The sequence below is a fragment of the Permianibacter aggregans genome (assembly GCF_009756665.1).
In the GTDB taxonomy this organism is placed as follows: domain Bacteria; phylum Pseudomonadota; class Gammaproteobacteria; order Enterobacterales; family Permianibacteraceae; genus Permianibacter; species Permianibacter aggregans.
The window spans coordinates 2,795,767-2,815,224 of sequence record NZ_CP037953.1; the positions used below are offsets into that span (position 1 = coordinate 2,795,767).

The 19,458-nt window shown below is 54.6% G+C and carries 19 protein-coding genes; 10 read left to right on the plus strand and 9 right to left on the minus strand.

The window, feature by feature from the left end:
- Nucleotides 1-27: 27 nt before the first annotated feature.
- Nucleotides 28-1,029, minus strand: coding sequence for a hypothetical protein (locus E2H98_RS12460; RefSeq protein WP_133589032.1), 1,002 nt, complete (start codon nt 1,027-1,029; stop codon nt 28-30).
- Nucleotides 1,019-1,660 (minus strand): orotate phosphoribosyltransferase, encoded by a 642-nt coding sequence (gene pyrE / locus E2H98_RS12465; RefSeq protein WP_133589030.1) that lies wholly within the window; start codon nt 1,658-1,660, stop codon nt 1,019-1,021. The genes E2H98_RS12460 and pyrE overlap by 11 nt, the downstream gene beginning before the upstream one ends.
- Nucleotides 1,661-1,744: 84 nt before the next feature.
- Between pyrE and E2H98_RS12470 the strand changes: the two genes are divergently transcribed.
- Nucleotides 1,745-2,521 (plus strand): exodeoxyribonuclease III, encoded by a 777-nt coding sequence (locus E2H98_RS12470; protein ID WP_232475411.1) that lies wholly within the window; start codon nt 1,745-1,747, stop codon nt 2,519-2,521.
- A 15-nt stretch (nt 2,522-2,536) separates the two neighbouring features.
- On the plus strand, nt 2,537-2,779 hold the full coding sequence (locus E2H98_RS12475) for a hypothetical protein (RefSeq protein WP_133589028.1): 243 nt from the start codon (nt 2,537-2,539) through the stop codon (nt 2,777-2,779).
- 53 nt (nt 2,780-2,832) lie between these two features.
- On the opposite strand, the gene E2H98_RS12480 is transcribed toward E2H98_RS12475, so the two are convergent.
- The 6 genes from E2H98_RS12480 to coq7 form a co-directional block, all read right to left on the minus strand.
- Nucleotides 2,833-3,309: a peroxiredoxin gene (locus E2H98_RS12480; protein ID WP_133589026.1), complete on the minus strand. Its 477-nt coding sequence runs from the start codon at nt 3,307-3,309 to the stop codon at nt 2,833-2,835.
- 30 nt (nt 3,310-3,339) lie between these two features.
- The gene (gene rsmA / locus E2H98_RS12485; RefSeq protein ID WP_133589024.1) at nt 3,340-4,119 is read right to left on the minus strand and encodes a 16S rRNA (adenine(1518)-N(6)/adenine(1519)-N(6))-dimethyltransferase RsmA; all 780 of its coding nucleotides are present in this window, start codon (nt 4,117-4,119) and stop codon (nt 3,340-3,342) included.
- A 24-nt stretch (nt 4,120-4,143) separates the two neighbouring features.
- Entirely contained in the window at nt 4,144-5,133 is a 990-nt protein-coding gene (gene pdxA, locus E2H98_RS12490; protein ID WP_133589022.1) for a 4-hydroxythreonine-4-phosphate dehydrogenase PdxA, read from the minus strand.
- 3 nt (nt 5,134-5,136) lie between these two features.
- On the minus strand, nt 5,137-6,417 hold the full coding sequence (gene surA / locus E2H98_RS12495; RefSeq protein WP_133589020.1) for a peptidylprolyl isomerase SurA: 1,281 nt from the start codon (nt 6,415-6,417) through the stop codon (nt 5,137-5,139).
- Entirely contained in the window at nt 6,414-8,687 is a 2,274-nt protein-coding gene (locus E2H98_RS12500; RefSeq protein WP_133589018.1) for an LPS-assembly protein LptD, read from the minus strand. The genes surA and E2H98_RS12500 overlap by 4 nt, the downstream gene beginning before the upstream one ends.
- A 99-nt stretch (nt 8,688-8,786) precedes the next feature.
- A complete protein-coding gene (gene coq7, locus E2H98_RS12505; RefSeq protein WP_133589016.1) occupies nt 8,787-9,428 on the minus strand; it encodes a 2-polyprenyl-3-methyl-6-methoxy-1,4-benzoquinone monooxygenase in 642 nt (213 codons plus the stop codon).
- A 211-nt stretch (nt 9,429-9,639) separates the two neighbouring features.
- Between coq7 and E2H98_RS12510 the strand changes: the two genes are divergently transcribed.
- On the plus strand, nt 9,640-9,963 hold the full coding sequence (locus E2H98_RS12510; protein ID WP_133589014.1) for a c-type cytochrome: 324 nt from the start codon (nt 9,640-9,642) through the stop codon (nt 9,961-9,963).
- 18 nt (nt 9,964-9,981) lie between these two features.
- On the opposite strand, the gene E2H98_RS12515 is transcribed toward E2H98_RS12510, so the two are convergent.
- A complete protein-coding gene (locus E2H98_RS12515; protein WP_133589012.1) occupies nt 9,982-12,384 on the minus strand; it encodes a penicillin-binding protein 1A in 2,403 nt (800 codons plus the stop codon).
- A gap of 177 nt (nt 12,385-12,561) precedes the next feature.
- Between E2H98_RS12515 and E2H98_RS12520 the strand changes: the two genes are divergently transcribed.
- From E2H98_RS12520 to aroB, 7 genes are all read left to right on the plus strand, one after another.
- Nucleotides 12,562-13,626, plus strand: coding sequence for a pilus assembly protein PilM (locus E2H98_RS12520; RefSeq protein ID WP_133589252.1), 1,065 nt, complete (start codon nt 12,562-12,564; stop codon nt 13,624-13,626).
- Nucleotides 13,626-14,255 carry a PilN domain-containing protein gene (locus E2H98_RS12525; protein WP_133589010.1) on the plus strand — a complete coding sequence of 210 codons (630 nt, stop codon included), beginning with the start codon at nt 13,626-13,628 and terminating at the stop codon, nt 14,253-14,255. Before E2H98_RS12520 ends, E2H98_RS12525 begins: the two co-directional genes overlap by 1 nt.
- Nucleotides 14,252-14,863, plus strand: a complete 612-nt coding sequence (locus E2H98_RS12530; protein ID WP_133588998.1) for a type IV pilus inner membrane component PilO — start codon at nt 14,252-14,254, stop codon at nt 14,861-14,863. The genes E2H98_RS12525 and E2H98_RS12530 overlap by 4 nt, the downstream gene beginning before the upstream one ends.
- Nucleotides 14,860-15,402 (plus strand): pilus assembly protein PilP, encoded by a 543-nt coding sequence (locus tag E2H98_RS12535; RefSeq protein WP_133588996.1) that lies wholly within the window; start codon nt 14,860-14,862, stop codon nt 15,400-15,402. Before E2H98_RS12530 ends, E2H98_RS12535 begins: the two co-directional genes overlap by 4 nt.
- Nucleotides 15,403-15,425: 23 nt before the next feature.
- Nucleotides 15,426-17,477 carry a type IV pilus secretin PilQ gene (gene pilQ, locus E2H98_RS12540; protein WP_133588994.1) on the plus strand — a complete coding sequence of 684 codons (2,052 nt, stop codon included), beginning with the start codon at nt 15,426-15,428 and terminating at the stop codon, nt 17,475-17,477.
- 125 nt (nt 17,478-17,602) lie between these two features.
- Complete coding sequence (aroK, locus tag E2H98_RS12545) at nt 17,603-18,124, plus strand: shikimate kinase AroK (protein ID WP_133588992.1); 522 nt, start codon at nt 17,603-17,605, stop codon at nt 18,122-18,124.
- Nucleotides 18,124-19,206: a 3-dehydroquinate synthase gene (gene aroB / locus E2H98_RS12550; protein WP_133588990.1), complete on the plus strand. Its 1,083-nt coding sequence runs from the start codon at nt 18,124-18,126 to the stop codon at nt 19,204-19,206. The genes aroK and aroB overlap by 1 nt, the downstream gene beginning before the upstream one ends.
- Nucleotides 19,207-19,458: the final 252 nt, after the last annotated feature.

Here is a 19,458-nt window from a genome sequence, read left to right on the forward strand (position 1 = left end):
ACAGGCGCGTTTTTTATTGCTGCAGAATTACTGTAATCGAGAGGCCAGATACTGACCGAAGCCATCGACAATATTGCGCACCCGCTCGGTCTGACACAGTTGATTGCCAGCATCAGATGCATTGCAACTGACTTCCAATACGATCTGGGCGGTGTTATCGCGTTCCGGCACCATCGAGAAAGATAATGAGATATCGCGATCGCCTAGCGCTTTGCCGGTCAGAATCAGCGAATCGGTAACGATCTCCAGCGAACGGGTGGCGTTGTCGCGCGCATAAATCTGCGCCAGCTGCCAAGCTTTACGGCACATCTCTGCGGTACCACAGTTATGCACGGCGGTCGTTTCAGCCAGACCTTCGCCATCGCTTTGATCTCGTTGACGAATGACGCGGGCTGCCTGCAGTTCCTTGAAGCGTATGATGTCCTGGCGGAAGCGCTCGGCAATGCGGGCTTTCTCCTGTTCCTGGATATCAACGAACTTTTTGTTCTCTTCCATCTGTCGCTGTGATTCGCGAATATCTTTTTGCAATTGCGCCGGCACTGGCTGGCCGCGCCGTTCGTAATCGGCGGCGTGACGCTGCATGTCTTCAAGCTGGGTGGTCAGCAGATTGGTTTGGCCGTTACGAATCGAGATTTGCACATCAATCGCCGACAACTGGGTATCGCGGGCGCGCATGATGTCCTCAACGCGGGTGAATTGGCGAATCAAATCGGCATCGCGGCGGGCCGCTTCGCGCCGGGCCCGTTCCTCGGCCTCACGTTGTTTTTTTAACTTCTTTTCTTCAGCCAGTTCTTCCTTGGTTTTGACGGGCGGTACGACTTCCAGCGTTTGGCCATAGGCATTGACGATGCTATAGCCTTTGGGCACCACCTCTGGCGGCAGGTAATCCTTGATCACCAGCGCGCCGCTTTCATCAACGTATTTGTAAAGTACGCGGCCGCCGCCACTCTGTTGCTGTTTCGCCGCGATTGAAGCAGTAGGTAGCAGCAGCAGTGCGGTCAATAACCATGCAGAAGTGTTAAACGCCATAACGTGCTCTGTATTCCTCGATTCGGCTCGCGTGTTCGCGAAATTCGGGACGATGCTGCAAAAAGCTTATCAGATCCTGGAGACGGATAATCGGGATCACCGGAATACCGTACTGCTTTTCGATTTCCTGGATAGCCGACAGTTCCCCGCTGCCACGCTCGGCCCTATCCAGCGCTACCACAACACCGGCCGGCGTCGCGCCCTGGGCTTGAAGCAGCGCCATCGTTTCCCGAATGGCAGTACCGGCGGTGATGACGTCATCGACAATCAACACCCGGCCGGCCAACGCGGCGCCAACGATATTGCCGCCTTCGCCATGGGCTTTGGCTTCCTTGCGATTGAATGCCCAGGCGTAGTCGCGCTGATGTTGGTCGGCCAGGGCAATGGCGGTCGCTGAGACCAGCGGAATACCCTTGTAGGCCGGGCCAAACAGCATATCGAACGGCAGTCCAGACTCCACCGTCGCCTCGGCGTAGAAACGACCGAGCTTGGCGAGGTCTGCGCCGGTACGGAACAAACCGGCGTTGAAGAAATACGGACTGATACGGCCGGATTTCAATTCAAACTCGCCAAATTTAAGCACTTGGCGGGACAGGGCAAACTCGATGAATTGGCGTTGAAAATCGTGCATTGCAATGGATTCGGGGTCGAACGGGGAAGTGGGGCTATGATAGCCTGCTGAGCTGATTTTACCTATGTAAGGATTGACCTAACCGTGCTGACCGTCACTTCCCTGAACGTCAATGGCCTGCGCTCAGCGGCGCGCAAAGGCATGTTCGACTGGCTGGCCAAGTCCGATATTGATGTGCTCTGCGTCCAGGAGCTGAAAGCCAAGGAAGATCAACTGGAAGACATGGTGTTTGCGCCCGAAGGCTGGCATCGTTTCCTGTTTCCGGCCGAGCGACCCGGTTATGCCGGGGTGGGGCTATATTCCAGGGTCAAACCGAAAGCGGTCAGTCGAGGTCTGGGCTTTGATCAGGCTGATAATGAAGGGCGTTATATCGTTGCCGATTTCGGCAAGCTGCAAATCGCCAGTTTGTACCTGCCGTCCGGTTCGGCTGGACCGGCCCGTCAGGAAGCCAAGGATGAATTTCTTCAGAAATACCTGCCAATCCTGAAAAAACAGGTCAAGGCTGACAAGCCGCTGATCATCTGTGGCGATTACAACATCGCGCACAAGGAAATTGATTTAAAGAACTGGAAATCGAATCAGAAGAATTCCGGTTTTCTGCCGCATGAGCGGGCCTGGATGGACAAAGTGCAGGATGAGCTTGGCTGGGTCGATGCCTTTCGTGTTGTCGACGACCGGCCCGAGCAGTACACCTGGTGGAGTAACCGCGGTCAGGCCTGGGCCAAGAATGTCGGGTGGCGTATTGATTACCATTTGGTGTCGCCGTCACTGAAATCAAAAGTTAAATCAGCGAGCATCTACAAGGACGAGCGCTATTCCGATCATGCGCCACTGACATTGAAATACGATTTGTCACTCTGAATGAGGAGCACAACGATGAATGTACTGAAACTGCTGGTGACCACGGCACTACTCATCATGCTGGTCGCCTGTGGCAGCGACAAAAAAGAGCCGGAGCCCAGCGCCATTGAGCAGGCTGGTCGAGAAGCAGGTCAAGCTGCCGCCAAGGAATTGCATGAGCCAATCGACAAGGCCAAGCAAGTGCAGGAGCAAATGAATCAACAGGCGAAAAAACTCGACGAGCAAGTTGACGAACAAACCGGCGATGATCAGCCTTGAGCGGATACTGAAAAGCCCGGCTTTGCCGGGCTTTTCATTTATCTACGTTATGCTTATAGCTTGGCCAGTATCGCTTCGGCCGAGCTGACCTGAAATTCGCGCGGTTGCTCAACGGCCAGATGTTTGACGACGCCATCTTCAATAATCATCGCAAAGCGACGGCTGCGTGTACCCATACCAAAAGCGGCCGCATCGCTATCTAGCCCCAATGCCTTGGTGAATTCGGCATTGCCATCGGCCAGCATGATCAAGTGCTCAGCATTATTGGCTTTGCCCCAGGCGTTCATGACAAACGCGTCATTGACGGCCATGCAGACGATGCGATCGACGCCTTTGGCCTTGATCTCATCGGCTTTGACGACAAAGCCTGGCAGATGCGCTTTCGAGCAGGTAGGGGTGTAAGCGCCGGGTACGGCGAACAACACGGTTTTGCCTTGGCCAAACAGCTCGTCGGTGTTGTGCACGACCGGGCCGTTTTCCGACATGGTCTGGACGCTGGCACGAGGAATTTTGTCGCCGATTTTGATCATGGTATTCACCTTCAGGGGCAGCAGGTGGCGTTACGGCTGTAACACCCGGGTCAAAGCAATATAGTCCGAAAGCGGCAGATTTTCAGGGCGCAAATTACCATTGATTTTCGCCGCTTCCATTTGTTCCGTGGTTACAACGCCTTTCCAGACATTGCGCAAGGTTTTGCGTCGGGCGTTGAAGGCCAGTTGCACCAACTGGGCAAATAACGGCTCCTGATCGGCGCGTAGCGCACGGTTGGCATGGGGTACCAGCCGGACAATCGCTGAATGCACTTTCGGCGCCGGATCAAAGGCTTCCGGCGGAACGATAAACAGCAAATCGGGTTGGCCGTAATACTGCACCATGATCGACAGCCGGCCATAGGCTTCATCATCGGCGACCGCGACCATGCGTTCGACCACTTCCTTTTGCAACATGAACACCATGTCCTCGATCTTGTTGCTGAAGCTGAACAAATGAAACAGCAGTGGCGTCGAGATATTGTAAGGCAGATTACCGTAAACGCGGATCGTTTCGCCGGGAAACAATGCGGCGAAGTCCACCGTCAACACATCCTGGCTGACGATATTTAGTTCACCCACATTGGCGCAGTTTTTTTTCAGAATCGGAATGACATCGCGGTCCAATTCTATAGCAGTTAACTTGCCGGCTTTTTGCAATACCGGTTTGGTCAAGGCGCCAAGACCAGGACCAATTTCAATCAAGCGATCAGAATGCTTTGGTGCAATCGCCTGCACAATATTTTCAATAACCTGATGGTCCTGCAAAAAGTTCTGGCCGAATCGTTTGCGCGCGATATGTTCTTTCACTGTGCACCAGTCAGCATAAAAATTTCAGCGGGAGGCGTTGGCCAGCAGCACGGCCTGTTCGCAGGCGTATTGCAGGCTGCCGGTATCAGCAATGCCGCGGGCGGCGATATCAAGCGCGGTACCGTGGTCGACCGACGTGCGGATAAACGGCAGACCGAGCGTGATATTGACGCTGCGATGAAAGCCGAGCGTTTTCAACACCGGCAAGCCCTGATCATGGTACATCGCCAACACCGCATCGTAACGTCGGCGGTGATCGTCGGTGAAAGCGGTATCAGCGGATAGCGGGCCGAGTAGTGTCATACCTTCGGCTTGCAAGCGCGCCACCACGGGTTGTATTACGTCAATTTCCTCGCGGCCCATATGACCGCCTTCACCTGCATGCGGGTTCAGACCCAGAACAGCGATACGCGGCGAGGAGATCGCGAATTTCTGCTGCAACTCGCGGTGAAGTAAACGAAGCGTGTGTTCGAGTTTTTCCGGTGTAACCGCATCGGCGACCGCGCGCAGCGGCATATGCGTGGTCAGTAACGCGACGCGTAACCCCTCGCAAGCAAGCAGCATCAACACCGGCACATTGCCGGCCAACTCGGCAAAAAATTCGGTATGGCCTTGAAACGCGACACCGGCTTCATTGATCACGCCTTTATGTACCGGCGCCGTAACGATGGCATCGACGTTATGGTTCAGTGCAGCGTGACCGGCGATGGTTAGCATACGCAGCACATAGTCGGCGTTGGCGTTTTCCAACATTCCAGCAGCACTCGTTTTTGCTAACGGCACGGCGATGACGTTGAGCTGTCCCGGTGACGAAGTTGGCCATGGCTCATCGACAGCAACCAGATGCATCTGCAGCGGCAGATTCAGCATTGCGGCTCGCTGTTGTAACAAGACCGGATCGGCGATCACTGCAAATGAAAAAGGCTGACGCTGTTGCGCCAGCCTGATCGTCAATTCCGGACCGATGCCAGCCGGTTCCCCGGAACTGACCAGCAGTCGAACCGGAGTAGCCAAGACTCAGCCTTCGCTATCCAGAACTTTGACGTAAGCCTGATCGCGGATTTCGCGAATCCAGGTTTCCACTTCTTCTTCAAATTTGCGCTGATGCAACATGCGATAGGCGCGATCTTTGATCTTGTCGTCCGTTTGATCGTCAGCACGGCGACCGAGCACCTGAATGATGTGCCAGCCAAACTGGGTGCGTACTGGCTCGGAGATTTCGTTGACGGCCAGGGATTTCATCGTCCGTTCGAATTCCGGAACAAAAGTCCCCGGATTGGCCCAACCGAGATCGCCACCAAGGCTGCCTGAACCCGGATCGGCGGAATGCTCTTTGGCCAGTTCGGCAAAGTCGGCACCGCTGCGCAGTTTTTCGGCGAGCTCACGCGCTTTTTTCTCGGCATCGACTTCGGTCAGAATTTTGCTCGGTTGAATCAGGATATGGCGGGCATGTGTTTGCTCGACCATGACTTTCTGAATGCCTTTGATATCGAACACTTTCAGAATATGCAAACCGGTGGCGCTACGCAGCGGATCCGATACTTCCGCAATTTGCATATTGCGCACGGCGGTAGCAAACAGAGTCGGCATTTGATTCAGGGTTTTCCAGCCGAAATCGCCACCTTGCAGTGCTTCCTGGCCGGAAGAGTTGGCAATGGCCATGCCGGCAAAGTCGGCACCTTCGCGAATTTTTTCGACAATCAGACGGGCCCGCTCGCTGGCGTTCGCGACTTCATCGCTGCTGGCCGATTCGGAAATCGGGATCAGGATATGACCCAAGTGGTATTCGGTATTCGCCTCGCCTTGTTCGGTGATTTGATCGGCCAGCGAATTGACTTCCTGCTCACTGATGAACACCCGGCGATTGACGTGACCCTGACGGGCGCGGGCAATCATTACTTCATTGCGGATGTCTTCGCGGAACAATTCGTAGTTGATGCCATCAGCGGCCAGTTTCATCCGGAATTGCTCCGGGGATAGCTGATTTTCCTTGGCGATGTTTTCGATGATCGATGCCAGTTCCTGATCGCTGATGCGCACACCGGCGCGGCGCGCCAATTGCAATTGCAGGTTATCAACAATCAAACGCTCGAGCACTTGCTGGCGCAGAATATCGTCGGCCGGCGCCCGGACATTGCGCGCAGCCAAATCGCCTTTGATCGTTTCCAGCCGGCGCTCCAACTCGCTTGCCAGCACGACATCATCATCAACAATCGCGACCGCGCGATCCAGCGTTTGCGCAGCCATGGCTGCCTGCGTCAGTGCCGAGAAACTCAAGGCCAATAAAAACTTCTTCATCGTGGAGTCAACCTGTCTTCGTAACCTTCAATACTTTCTTTCAGCAGCGTCCGCAGGCCACTGCCGCCGGCGCCACCCAATCCTTTAAAGACAAACTGGAAGTAAATTTTGTCTTTGTAATCATCACCACCTGGCAGTGGGAATCCATCCACATCCAGCTCGGTGTTCAGGTAACGCCGCGAAACTAAACGGATACCCCAACAGCAGGCCTCGTACTCGATACCGAACAAGGTATCAACGCCTTGATCGAGCTCCAGATCGTGCTGATAGCGGCCGATCAGATTCCAGCGGCCGGCAATTGGCCACGCGAAGGAGACGGCCGCCTGCTCAGCCCTGAAGTCGCGTTCATTACGCATCCGATGCTCGAGGTTGATGATATGTCGTTCATCCGGCTCGTAATGCACCGCGACGCTACTACGTACGGTCGTTTCCGTTTCGCCATCCCAGGCGGTCATGCCGCGTAACTGCCAGTTCTCGCTGAAACGCAAGGTCGATTCCAGGAAGTACGGCGATACTGAACGTGTATCGACCGGATCCGCGGCATTTAGTTGCACTTGCCGGTCAGCAAAATACTGAGCCTGGGCCACACTGACGCGGGCCCATTCGACGCCACCATCGGCCGACAGGAAGCGGGTGCTGATGCCAACACTGAGCTGATCGGCATCGCCCTGGCGGTCAGCACCGATAAAGCGGTTATCGCGAAACAGTTGAGAATAGCTCGCTGTTGGTTCGGTCGTATCAAATAGCGGAATATCGCTTTGGGCTCGAAACGGCACATTCAGGTAGTACAGACGCGGTTCCAGCGTCTGTACCATCGGGCGTCCGAATAACTTGGCATCGCGCTCAAAGAACATGCCGGTATCAAGCGAATAGATGGGGGTTTCGCGCGTCAACTGGTTTTCATCGAGCGCTTGGTTGGTTTGCTCCAACTCATATTCGGTGTAACGGTATTTGGCGCTGGGAATGATAAAGCCCCAAATCCATTCCAGCGGCAGACTCAATTGTGGCGCCATATCGACCCGGTCACCCTGTATTTTCAGGTCGTGGCTGAAACTGGTAACGCTACCGGCCAAGTTGAAACTGAGCGGTCCGAGAAACTTCGGGTAACGACTGGATAGGCGCACATCCGGTAACTTGCTGTAAGGCTGATTGATTTCAGTCGTTTGCAGCGCATCGGCTTCAAATGCTTCCAGACTGATGCGCCAATGGCGGTCCTGAAAACCGAGGATGCCTGAGCGGGTCACCGTGTTCTGGTTGGCGATATCGATATTGCGCCCCAGATCTTCAAAATACAGGTCATCGCTGACATCGGCGGCATTGATCAGGCCATACCAATGACGGTTGAACTGAGTGCGATGTTCGACCTGATAGGACCAGCGGTTCGGGTCGATGCTGTCGTCGGCGAGGTTATCGTCCGGCAGGTATTCGCCGAATAACACGCCATTATGGCTATCGGTCAAATAGCGAAATTCGCTGCCAAGCATGACACCGCGGCGCTGAATGATGCGTGGTGACAGCGTCGCATCGTAATGGGGGGCCAGGTTCAGGTAGTAGGGAGTCGTGATATCGACGCCGTTATCGGCGTCGTAACCAATACTCGGGAACAGGAAACCGGAACGACGTCGGTCATCGATCGGAAAGGTCATCCAGGGAACGTAAAACACCGGCAGATCAGCAACCTTGATCACGGTGTTCCAAGATTCGCCCCAACCTTCGGCTTGATCGAGCACCATCTGATCGGCGCTCAACTGCCAACCGGTGTCACCTTCAGGACAACTGGTAAACGTCGCGTCATCGAGGGTAATGGTCTGATCTTTGGCTTCGAAACGGCTGGCTTTACCGTGCACGCCCTGGTCGGTCAGTCGATACTGGGCATCCGTGAGCGTCGCGTCTTCGCCGGACAGGCTGGCATCGAGTTCGCTGCCTTTTAACTCAATACCGGGTTCGCTGAGTACCACATTACCTTCGGCTTTCAGCCGATTTTCTTCCTGATTGATGCGGGCGTAATCGGCGGACAATTCACGGCCATCCTGACGGACCCGAACTTTTTCCCGCAGCTCGATAATGTTCTCGCCCTGCATCTGGCTGTGATCGGCCTTGGCTTTGACCGGCGTTTGGCTTAAATCGATTGGTTCGCGAGTATTGGCGCGGCGCTCGACTACCGGGCATTGTTCGCCGACATCCGTGGCCGGTTCGGCCGCGAACGACACCGGCATCAAGGCCAGCGAAATCGCCGTGACAAGCAGGGAGCGGGAAAAGGCTGGAGGCACCGTAACTACGCGGGTTGGGCAGAAAGCCCGGTATGATAGCGCAAAACCTGCGATACGCCCTGAACAAAAATAACGCGCAACGAGAAACAACCACGCGATTCAAATGCGATAGGCAACAGTCGTCATCACCTTGGCACTGGCCTTCATCAACAGCTTGACGGGCAGCGGCAATTCGCGAGCGCCGCGCGCCTGTGCTGCTTCGGCATGGGCGACTTCATCGGCTTTCATTTGTTCGACAATGGCGCGGCTGCGCTGATCGGTGATCGGCAATTGCTGCAAATGGCCGTCAAGATGCGCTTCGACCTGGCGTTCCGTTTCGACCACAAAACCAAGATTCCAGCCATCGCCTGCGAGCCCGGCCGCGACACCAATGCCATAAGCCCCGGCAAACCATAGCGGGTTCAGCAGCGAAGGGCGGTCATGCAGTTCGCTGAGGCGCTCGGCACACCAGGCAAGATGATCGGTTTCTTCATTGGCCGCTTGTTGCAAATGCTGCTTCAAGCCGGGTTCACGGGCAACGGCCGCCTGGCCAAGGTAGAGCGCCTGGGCACAGACTTCACCGACGTGATTGACCCGCATCAGCCCGGCGGTGTGACGGCGCTCGTCATCGTTCAACTCCGCTTTTGGGAGTGATTTGCCAGGGTTGGGGCGGCAGGCTTTGGGTTCGGCAACCAGACGCCGCAATACACTGTCGAGCTGCATCAGTCCTTGATCAAACAGGCTGTAGTGGCGGTTGCTCATGAGTGGGGTCTCCGTGTTGGCGGTGGTATTGTACGGATTTCGTCTGATAAACGGCACTGACAGGTACAGGCTTAATCCATATCAAATTCTGGCAAAAAACCGCGTTATTGAGGCAGTGGTACTGATTGTCGCTGTCTTTGCCTACGTATAATAGGGGCATTCATTTCGCCGTCGCGGTGCAAAACCGCTGACCGCAACCAGCGAGGAAACCATGACTGTCAAAACGATTCTGACCGCTACCATCATCGCCATAAGCTTGAGCAGCGCACCTGCCGATGCCAGCAACGGTGAGGAATTGATCAAGAAACATGGCTGCGCCGCCTGCCATGCGGCCGATAAGCGATTGGTCGGTCCGTCCTACAAAGAAATGGCCGCGAAATACAAAGTGGACGATAAAACTGTCGAGATGTTGGCGGGCAAGGTATTGAGCGGCGGTGCCGGTGTCTGGGGGCAGATCCCGATGCCTCCACATAAGGGCCGGGTCACCGAGGCCGAGGCGAAAACCGCCGTCAAGCACATGCTGTCGGTGAAATAACGCTGGCAATGGAGCCGATCAGAAGATCGGCTCTTCCTGCTCTGCTGGCGCCGGCGCATACGGATCATCAAGGCGTTGATCCTGCGGTGCGGTTTCTGTTGGCGCAAACTCTTCCATAAACATTTCCATGACCGCGTCCGGGTCGCCGGGCGCGGCCAGCAGACCGGTTTCCGGGTCGATACGGGCGGTCACGATGCCCGGTGGCGGCAAGTCATTCATGATTGGTCGATCGCGCAGTGCATATTCCATCCATTCCTGCCAAATCGGCAATGCTGCCTTGCCACCGTATTCGATACGGCCCAGTGGTTTGCGGTGGTCATCGAAGCCGACCCAGACGGTGGCAACGTAATCCGGATTGAAGCCAGAAAACCAGGCTTCACGCGATTCGTTGGTGGTACCGGTTTTGCCGGCGATATCAGTGCGTTTCAGCAGCGGCGATTGGCTATTGGACAGTGTTGGCAGCGCCGTGCCGCGGTGGATCACGTCCTTCATCATGTCGGTGACCAGATAGGCGTTACGGCGGTCGAGCACTCGCGGCAATTCGCCCTCTGGTGGCGCTTGGTCAACAGCGCAGCTTTGGCACAACACCGGCGCCGGGAAGGCATCAATGATTTTGCCCTCCGAATCAGTAACGTGAGTCAGGAAGCGCGGGCTAACGAGAAAGCCGCCATTGGCCAATACGGCAAAACCGCGCGCCACTTCCAACGGCGTCAGGTTTGAAGCCCCGCCCAGCGCCAGCGATGGGTACGGAGGAGACTGTTCCGGCGGAATGCCAAAGCGACGGACGTGCTCGACCATTTTGTCGGCGCCCACAGCCTGGAACAGCCGAATCGACACCGAGTTGGTTGATTTGGTCAGCGCGGTGCGTAGCGGGATGGGGCCGTTATAGCGTCCGGAGTCATTGTCCGGACGCCAGATTTCTTCACCGCCGTCGTCATCGCCAATAATCGGCGCGTCATTGACAATCGTTGATGGCGAATAACCTTGCTGCACGGCGGCGCTGTAGATAAACGGTTTGAAGTTAGAGCCGGGTTGGCGGCGGGCCTGGGTGGCGCGGTTGAACTGGCTGATGGCGAAATCGAGGCCGCCGGACATGGCCAGAATGTCGCCATTGCGTGGATCGAGTACGACCACCGCCGCAGCAGCATCCGGTACCTGATCGAGCGCCCACAGGTTGTTTTCCAGGTAGCGGACGCGAATCAGATCGCCCGCTTTCAGCACTTCCTTGGCGTGCTCCGGCGTGCGCTCCATCCGGTTTTCATTAACGTAGCGACGCGCCCACTTCATCTGATCGAATGGGATAAACCCTTCGCTGCCATCGGCCAGCCGGATTTTGGCTTGCTCGTTGTCGACTTCGGTAACGAGCGCTGGCAGCAGGCCGGCAATTTCCGGCACTTCCGTCAGCTTTTGGGTGATTTGCTCCGCGCTTAAGTCGGCCAAATCCCAGTGCTGCTCGGCTCCGCGATAACCGTGTCGACGGTCATAGGCGAATAAACCATTGCGCAGCGCTTGCTGCGCTTTCATCTGCAAATCCGATTGCGCGGTCAGATAGACCTTCAGGCCCTCGTTATAGGCCTTGGCCTCACCATAACGATTGATCATCTCGACCCGGGCCATTTCCGCCAGATATGGCGCTTCGAATTCGACTCTAGGGCCGTGGAACTGACTGGTGATCGATTTTGCCAGCGCCTCGTCATACTGCGCCTGGTCAATCATTCGCTCTTCGAGCATGCGGCGCAGCACGTGATTACGGCGGCTTTGCGCGTTCTTCGGTGAGCTGATCGGGTTGTAAATCGATTCGCCTTTCGGGATGCCGACCAGCACGGCGATTTCGTCCAATGTCAGTTGTTCCAGCGTTTTGCCGTAATACACCTGCGCTGCGGCGGCGATGCCGTAGGCCCGATGACTGAAATGCACCTTGTTCAGGTACATCTCGAGGATTTCTTTTTTCGAGAATTCGGTCTCAATTTTTAACGCTAGTGCAATTTCTGTGAACTTGCGCGTCAACGTCCTATCCCGAGTTAGGAAATAATTGCGGGCTACCTGCATGGTCAGGGTGGAGGCCCCTTCGGCACGATCTTTTGTCAGGTTGTAGATCGCAATCCGCAACAGTCCTATCACGTCGACACCGCCGTGCTGGAAAAATCGCTGATCTTCGACTGCAATTAGAGCCTGAACGAGCAACGGGGGAATCTGGTCGTATTCGACCGGAATCCGGCGCTGCTCTCCGAATACCGCCATCAACCGACCATCGCGACTGTAGACCTGCATCGGGGTGATCAGGCGCATGTCACGCAGCTCGGTGACATCGGGCAGGTTGGGGGCGACATACAGGTAAATGGCTAGCGCACCCATGACCGGCAACAGCAGGATCAGGGCGGCGAAACAGAGCAGATGACGGGTCCAGCGAGGTAGAGACATGCAATATACCGGCTATTTAGTGCCTGAACTTTCAGAGCTCCACAGTATATCGGTTTCCCTTTTTAAACCCCTCAAGAAAAGTAAAAAAAGGTGAAATAATCCATAGTTATGACTATTATCTCATGTTAAAAAGCATGTATGCTTCGTAACCGCGCACCCTGAAAAGGAAAAACTATGCTGGCGCAACTCTTCGGTAAGAAGAAAATCCCTTTGATCGGTTTGGACATCTCGTCCACGTCGTGCAAGTTGCTTGAACTGGGGAAGGTCGGGTCGCGTTACCGGGTCGAAGCCTATGCTGTCGAGCCGTTGCCGCCGGATGCCGTCGTCGAGCGGGATATCAAAGATACGGCGGCGGTTGGCGAAGCCATTCGCCGGGTGTTGGCCCGTGCTGGCACCAGCTGCAAACATGCGGCCGTCGCGGTCGCCGGTTCGGCAGTCATTACCCGCAATATCCAGGTTGATAAAGACCTGTCCGAAGACGAAATCGAAAGCCAGATTCAAATCGAAGCCGACCAATATATTCCTTATCCATTGGAAGAAGTCGCGCTGGACTTCAGCGTGCTCGGCGAATCGGAAAAAGCGCCGGACAAACTGGAAGTGCTGGTTGCCGCTTCCCGTTCCGAAAACGTTGATACCCGTGTCGAGGCGCTGGAAATCGCTGGTCTGAAAGCGCGTGTTGTGGACGTCGAATCGTTCGCGATGGAGCGAGCCTTTCAGCTGATTTCAGGGCAGATGCCCAATCGGGGCGAGGATCGTGTGATCGCCGTCGTCGACATGGGCGCCTCGATGACATCGCTGTCCGTCATGCGCAATTTCAAAACCATCTACACTCGTGAACAGGTGTTCGGTGGTACTCAATTAACCGAAGAGATTCAGCGTCGCTATGGCCTTTCCTATGAAGAGGCCGGTATGGCGAAAAAGCAGGGCGGCCTGCCTGATGATTATGAAACCGAGGTATTGCAGCCGTTCAAGGAATCGATCATTCAGCAAATCAGCCGCTCGCTGCAGTTCTTCTATGCAGCCAGCCAATATGGCGAAATCGACCATATCGTGCTGGCCGGTGGCTGTGCCGCAATAGAGGGGCTCGATGAATTGGTTCAGGAGCGCCTTGGCACCTCAACCAGTCTGGCCAATCCGTTTGCCGACATGTCGATTGCCTCGCGTGTCAATGCCCAGCAGCTGGCATCGGATGCCCCGTCGTTGATGATTAGCTGTGGCTTGGCCCTACGGAGCTTTGACTGATGGCAAAGATTAACCTCTTACCTTGGCGCGCCGAGCTTCGTCGGGAGCGCCAGCGCCAGTTTTTCAGTTTGATGATCTTAAGCGCCATACTGACGCTGATGATCATGGGCATGGTGCATCTCTATCACGCCGACTTGATCGCGACCCAGGAGCAGCGCAATGCCTACCTGCAAAGCGAAATCAAAGTTGTTGATGCTCAGATAGAAGAAATCAAAGTGCTGGAAAAGCAGCGCGCCGATCTGGAGCAGCGAATGAATATCATTCAGGAGCTGCAACAGAGCCGGCCGTTGAACGTGCACCTGTTCGACGAGCTACCGCGCTTGATGCCGGAGGGGGTTTTCCTGACTGAGCTGGTGCGGAAGGAAAACAAACTGCAAATCAAAGGCAAAACCGAATCCAATCCACGCGTCTCGACGTTTATGCGTAACTTCGAAAGTTCTCCGTGGTTTGCCAAGCCAGACCTGGATGTGATTGCCGCTGATCGCAAATCGGCAATGCCATCCAGTGACTTTGTGCTGAATGTTGAGCAAAAAGGTTTGAAGGTCGAAGAGCCGGAAGCCAAAGACCCTAAAGGCAAGAAAGGTGCTGCAGCTAAAAATACCAAGAACACCAAGGGAGCGAAGAAATGAAACCATTTACCGCTCAGGATCTTCGCGTCGATCCCAATAACCTTGGAGGGGCTCACCCGATCACCAAAGGTTTGATTATTGGTGTCGTGTGTTTGGTATTGGCCGCCGGTTGGGTCTATCTGGACACCTCAGAACAACGTATGCAGTTGGAGTCAGCGGAAAACAAGGAAAACTCGCTGCGCAACGAGTTCGCCGAAAAGCAGCGAAAAGCGGCAAATCTCAACGCCTATCGCCAACAAATGGAGCAGATGCAGGAAGCGTTCAAAGACTTGTTGCGGCAATTGCCGAAAAGCACGGAAGTTCCTGGGTTGGTCGATGAAGTCTCTTATGCTGCATCGGGCTCAGGTTTATTCAGTGGTCGCCTGGAAATGCAACAGGACGTGAAAAAACAGTTCTATATCGAAACACCGATCAAGGTTTCTGTGACTGGAAGCTATCATCAGATTGGCGAATTCATCAGCAAAGTTTCCGCGTTGCCTCGGATTGTCACCATTCATGATTTCACCATCAAAACCAACGCAAAAGCAGGTGATATCGACAATTCAGATAATCTTACGATGGAGTTGACGGCCAAGACTTATCGCTATGAAGCGGAGGGCGGCAAATGAGAAAGTTGATTGTCCCCGCAATGATAAGCGTTGGGATCCTGACTGGCTGTCTTGGTGAAGAAAACAGCGATTTGAAGGCTTGGATACAGCAGGAAAAAGCCAAGCCGCCGGGCGCAATTCCGCCGATGCCGGAATTAAAGCCGCAAGAAGAATTTCGTTATGCTGCCGCTGATTTGCGTAGCCCGTTTGCCGCTTTTCAATTGGGCCAGGTGGCACAGCTTGCGGAATTGGTGGAGGGCTGTCCTATTGATGCTCAGCCAGACCCGAATCGACGCAAAGAAGATCTGGAGCGCTACACGCTGGAAACCTTGAAAATGGTTGGTGTGCTTGGCAAGCAAAACAACCTTCAAGCGATTATTCGAGGCACGGCCGGTACTAATGCCGGAGTGGTTTATCGGATTGGGGTTGGTAACCACCTAGGCATCAATCACGGCAAAGTGATCAGAATTACCGAAGAGCGCGTGACGTTGGAAGAACGTATCCCGGATGGCACTGGCTGCTGGGTTAAACGCGAAACTTATTTGAATTTGGGCGGCTGATAAGGCGCGCGGGAGTCGAGAAAATGAAGCGGAATCACTATTCATCCATCGCACTGACACCAGTGGCGTTGTTACTGGCATTCGGTGGTCTCTGCGCCAACGCGGCCGACTTGAACAATATGACGTTCAATGCGCTTGGCGGCGATCGGGTCGAAGTGCGCCTGTCGTTGACCGAGCCGGTTGGCAATGTGCAGGCATTTACCACTGACAATCCAGCGAGAATATCTCTGGATTTGCCTGGCGTGGTGCCGAAGGTCGAGCGTAAGACGCTGCCGATCGGCGCTGGCTACGCGCGCAGCGTTTCGGTCGCCGAAGCGCAGGGCCGCACTCGTGTCGTACTGTCACTTGAGCAACCGGTCAAATACACGACCCGCATGGATGGCAATGATTTTGTCATCATGCTTGGGGAAGGTTCAGGCGCTTCGTTGGCTGCTTTGCCGGCGGGGGCCGACAGCAAGCCGATGGCAAGCGGTAATGGTAAAGGCATTCGGGATATCGACTTCCGTCGGGGTGAAAAAGGCGAAGCACGGGTCTTGTTTAATTTGGCCGATCCGAAAGTTGGCATCGATGTCCGTCAGGAAGGGCGCACGGTTTATGCTGACTTTATTGGTACCTCGATTCCCGATGAACTGATTCGCCGTCTTGATGTGGTGGATTTCGGTACGCCGGCAAAAATCGTCGACATATCACGCCGTGGCGGAACGGTGCAGGTCAAGATTGATACCATGGGTGAGTTTGATTATTTGGCTTATCAAGCCGACAACCAGTTCACCTTGGAACTGAAACCGTTAACCAAGCAGGAAGTTGAAGATCGTCGTGCACGTCAGCCGACGTTCACTGGCGAGCGCTTGTCGCTGAACTTCCAGGATATCCAGGTTCGGGCAGTATTGCAGCTGATTGCTGACTACACCGGCATCAATATGGTGACTTCCGATACCGTCGGCGGTTCGATCACCTTGCGTTTGCAGAACGTGCCTTGGGATCAAGCCTTGGACATTATTCTGAAGACCAAAGGTCTCGATAAACGCCAGAACGGTAACGTTATGTTGGTCGCTCCGGCTGATGAAATCGCCGCCCGTGAGCGTTTGGTGCTGGAGTCACAAAAGCAGCAGGAAGAGCTGGTGCAATTGCGCTCAGAATTCATTCAAATTAACTACGCCAAAGCATCCGATATCGCAACATTATTGAAAGCGAAAGAAAATATTCTGTTGTCAGACAGGGGGCAAGTTTCTGTTGATGAGCGTACGAATACGCTGCTGGTGCAAGATACACCACGCAAAATCGATGAAGTACGCCAGTTAATTCGTACTTTAGATATCCCGGTTCGTCAGGTGTTGATTGAGTCGCGTGTTGTAGTGGCCAATGATGACTTCACCCGCGAGCTTGGGGTTAAGTTCGGTGTTTCCGATAAAAACAGTCAAAGCGGTATGTCTGGTAACCTCACCGGTGCTGAAGGATTCCGCACAGCGGGTACCGCCGCTCAAACCGATCGCTTGAATGTTAACTTGCCGGTTGTGGGCGCGGCTGGTTCATTGGGTTTCCAGATCGCCAGTCTAACTGACGGGACTATTCTTGACCTGGAGCTGTCGGCGTTGGAGTCCGAAGGCAAAGGCGAGGTGATCTCCAGCCCGCGCGTTTTGACCGCCAATCAGCGCGAATCCTACATTGAGTCAGGCGTGGAAATTCCCTATCTGCAAGCTTCTTCTGCTGGTAACACTAACGTTACCTTCCGGAAGGCAGTGTTGGGTCTGACGGTCAAACCGCAAATAACCCCAGATGATAACGTCATCCTCGATTTGACCGTCACCAAAGACAGTTTGGGGGTTGATACCGTTCGTGGCCCAGCAATTAATACCAATCGAGTTGGCACTCAGGTGTTGGTCCGGAATGGTGAAACCGTGGTTTTGGGCGGTATATTCGAAGAGGAAATGATCAACAACCTTCGCAAAGTCCCATTCTTGGGTGACCTCCCTGGTCTTGGCTTCCTGTTCAGAACCAAAGAGAACCAAGCTAACCGTCAAGAATTGATCATTTTCGTCACGCCGAAAATCGTCAAGGACATGGAAACCTACTAATCTCCAGGTAATATGGCCGCTCGGAAGTTGACAGCCGGCGGCCATGCCCCTACCCTTTGCCGCCTTGCTTCCTGTTCACGAGGCGGGATTTCCCTTTAAGTCACTGATTTCTCAGCGTTTCATAGATGAAGACCAATAAGCGCAATATATTTTTGATCGGCCCGATGGGGGCCGGAAAAACCACGATCGGCAAGCAGGTCGCCCAGCTGTTGAAAATGGAGTTCATCGATGCCGACCAGGAAATCGAAGACCGGGCCGGGGCGCCGATCGACTGGATTTTCGAATTGGAAGGGGAAGAGGGCTTCCGCAAGCGCGAAGTCAAGATCATTGATGAATTGACGCTGCGTCAAGGCATTGTGCTGGCCACCGGTGGTGGCGCCATTGTTGCCAAGGAAAACCGCATAGCTCTGGCTGGTCGTGGTGCCGTCGTGTTTCTGGAAACCTCAATTGACCAGCAACTGGAGCGTACTCGTAAAGACAAGCGCCGGCCATTGCTGCAAACCGACGATCCAAAAGAAACCCTGGAAGAGCTGGCCGAGAATCGTGATGAACTGTACCGGGAAATCGCGGACTACATCGTCTCGACTGACCGTGGTTCGGTAAAGTCGGTCGCCAAAGACATTGTCGACATGATTCAGAGCGACTGATGCGCCGTATTGTCGAGGTGCCGGTCGATGGCCGTTCCTACTCGATTCATATCGGTACCGGATTACTGCAAGACACTTGTTTATGGCAAAGCCTGATCGGTAACGCTCAGGTTTTTGTCATTTCTGACGATCAGGTTGCTGGCCACTGGTTGCCGGCCGTGCAGCAAATGTTGAGTGCCGTCGACTACGAGCACTACATCATGCCGGCTGGCGAACAGCACAAGTCGCTGGAGCAGTTCAGTCGCATTATGGACCGGATGATGGCCGGTAAACGCCGCCGTAATGGCGTTGTCATTGCGCTGGGGGGCGGTGTTGTTGGTGACTTAGCGGGATTCGTTGCCGCAACCTATCAGCGCGGTTGCGCGATCATTCAGGTGCCGACGACCTTGTTGGCCATGGTGGATTCCTCCGTAGGTGGCAAGACCGCCATCAATCACCCGGCCGGCAAGAATATGATTGGCGCCTTTCATCATCCACGCGCCGTCATCGCCGATTTGCAAACCTTGACGACCTTACCGGCGCGCGAATTTGCTGCTGGCATGGCCGAAGTGATCAAGTATGCGGTGATTAAAGATCGGGAATTTCTGCCGTGGCTTGAGCAGCACCGTGAGGCGCTGATCAGGCGTGAACCGCAAGTATTGATGGATGCGGTAGCCCGCAGTTGTGAGAACAAAGCGAACATTGTCAGCCGTGATCCGACTGAACAAGGCGAACGGGCATTGTTGAACCTTGGCCATACGTTTGGCCACGCGATTGAAACCGAACTCGGTTATGGCTCCTGGCTGCATGGTGAGGCGGTGGCGACGGGAATCATCTTGGCCTGCAAGCTGGCAGAGCGTCTCGGGCGATTGCCAGATGATTCATTTCGTTGCCGATTGCAGTCGCTATTCAACGCCTTCGATTTACCGGTGGCATTACCTGACGATATCGATCTAACTCGGTTGATTGAACACATGAAGCTCGACAAGAAAAATCAGCGCGATGAAATTCGGTTTGTACTGCCGAATGCTAATGGCGACAGCGATATCGTCGATGGAGTTCCGGTTGCTGCGGTGCTTGATGCCTTGCAGCAGCGGGATTGATCAACGGCTAGCCGGCCGCCACCAACCTTTCTAGAAGTCATCTCAACAATGCCTGGAGCTCGATGATCTGCGCGAATGCGATGCTCGGAAAAATCCGCCGGGAGCGGATTTTCGTGTAACCCGAAGGGGACTTCACACGGAAGTGAAGTCCAAAAATCCGCCGGGAGCGGATTTTCGTGTAACCCGGAGGGTGAACCACATGGATGTGGCGAGCAATCCTCATTTCCTACCTGTAAACTGCGGTTCCTGCGC

Excerpts from the sequence above, each read along its gene's own strand:
- E2H98_RS12460 (WP_133589032.1), bottom strand. The coding sequence starts at position 1,029 with ATGGCGTTTAACACTTCTGCATGGTTATTGACCGCACTGCTGCTGCTA.
- pyrE (WP_133589030.1), bottom strand. The coding sequence starts at position 1,660 with ATGCACGATTTTCAACGCCAATTCATCGAGTTTGCCCTGTCCCGCCAA.
- E2H98_RS12475 (WP_133589028.1), top strand. The coding sequence starts at position 2,537 with ATGAATGTACTGAAACTGCTGGTGACCACGGCACTACTCATCATGCTG.
- E2H98_RS12480 (WP_133589026.1), bottom strand. The coding sequence starts at position 3,309 with ATGATCAAAATCGGCGACAAAATTCCTCGTGCCAGCGTCCAGACCATG.
- surA (WP_133589020.1), bottom strand. The coding sequence starts at position 6,417 with ATGAAGAAGTTTTTATTGGCCTTGAGTTTCTCGGCACTGACGCAGGCA.
- coq7 (WP_133589016.1), bottom strand. The coding sequence starts at position 9,428 with ATGAGCAACCGCCACTACAGCCTGTTTGATCAAGGACTGATGCAGCTC.
- E2H98_RS12510 (WP_133589014.1), top strand. The coding sequence starts at position 9,640 with ATGACTGTCAAAACGATTCTGACCGCTACCATCATCGCCATAAGCTTG.
- E2H98_RS12515 (WP_133589012.1), bottom strand. The coding sequence starts at position 12,384 with ATGTCTCTACCTCGCTGGACCCGTCATCTGCTCTGTTTCGCCGCCCTG.
- E2H98_RS12525 (WP_133589010.1), top strand. The coding sequence starts at position 13,626 with ATGGCAAAGATTAACCTCTTACCTTGGCGCGCCGAGCTTCGTCGGGAG.
- E2H98_RS12530 (WP_133588998.1), top strand. The coding sequence starts at position 14,252 with ATGAAACCATTTACCGCTCAGGATCTTCGCGTCGATCCCAATAACCTT.
- E2H98_RS12535 (WP_133588996.1), top strand. The coding sequence starts at position 14,860 with ATGAGAAAGTTGATTGTCCCCGCAATGATAAGCGTTGGGATCCTGACT.
- pilQ (WP_133588994.1), top strand. The coding sequence starts at position 15,426 with ATGAAGCGGAATCACTATTCATCCATCGCACTGACACCAGTGGCGTTG.
- aroK (WP_133588992.1), top strand. The coding sequence starts at position 17,603 with ATGAAGACCAATAAGCGCAATATATTTTTGATCGGCCCGATGGGGGCC.
- aroB (WP_133588990.1), top strand. The coding sequence starts at position 18,124 with ATGCGCCGTATTGTCGAGGTGCCGGTCGATGGCCGTTCCTACTCGATT.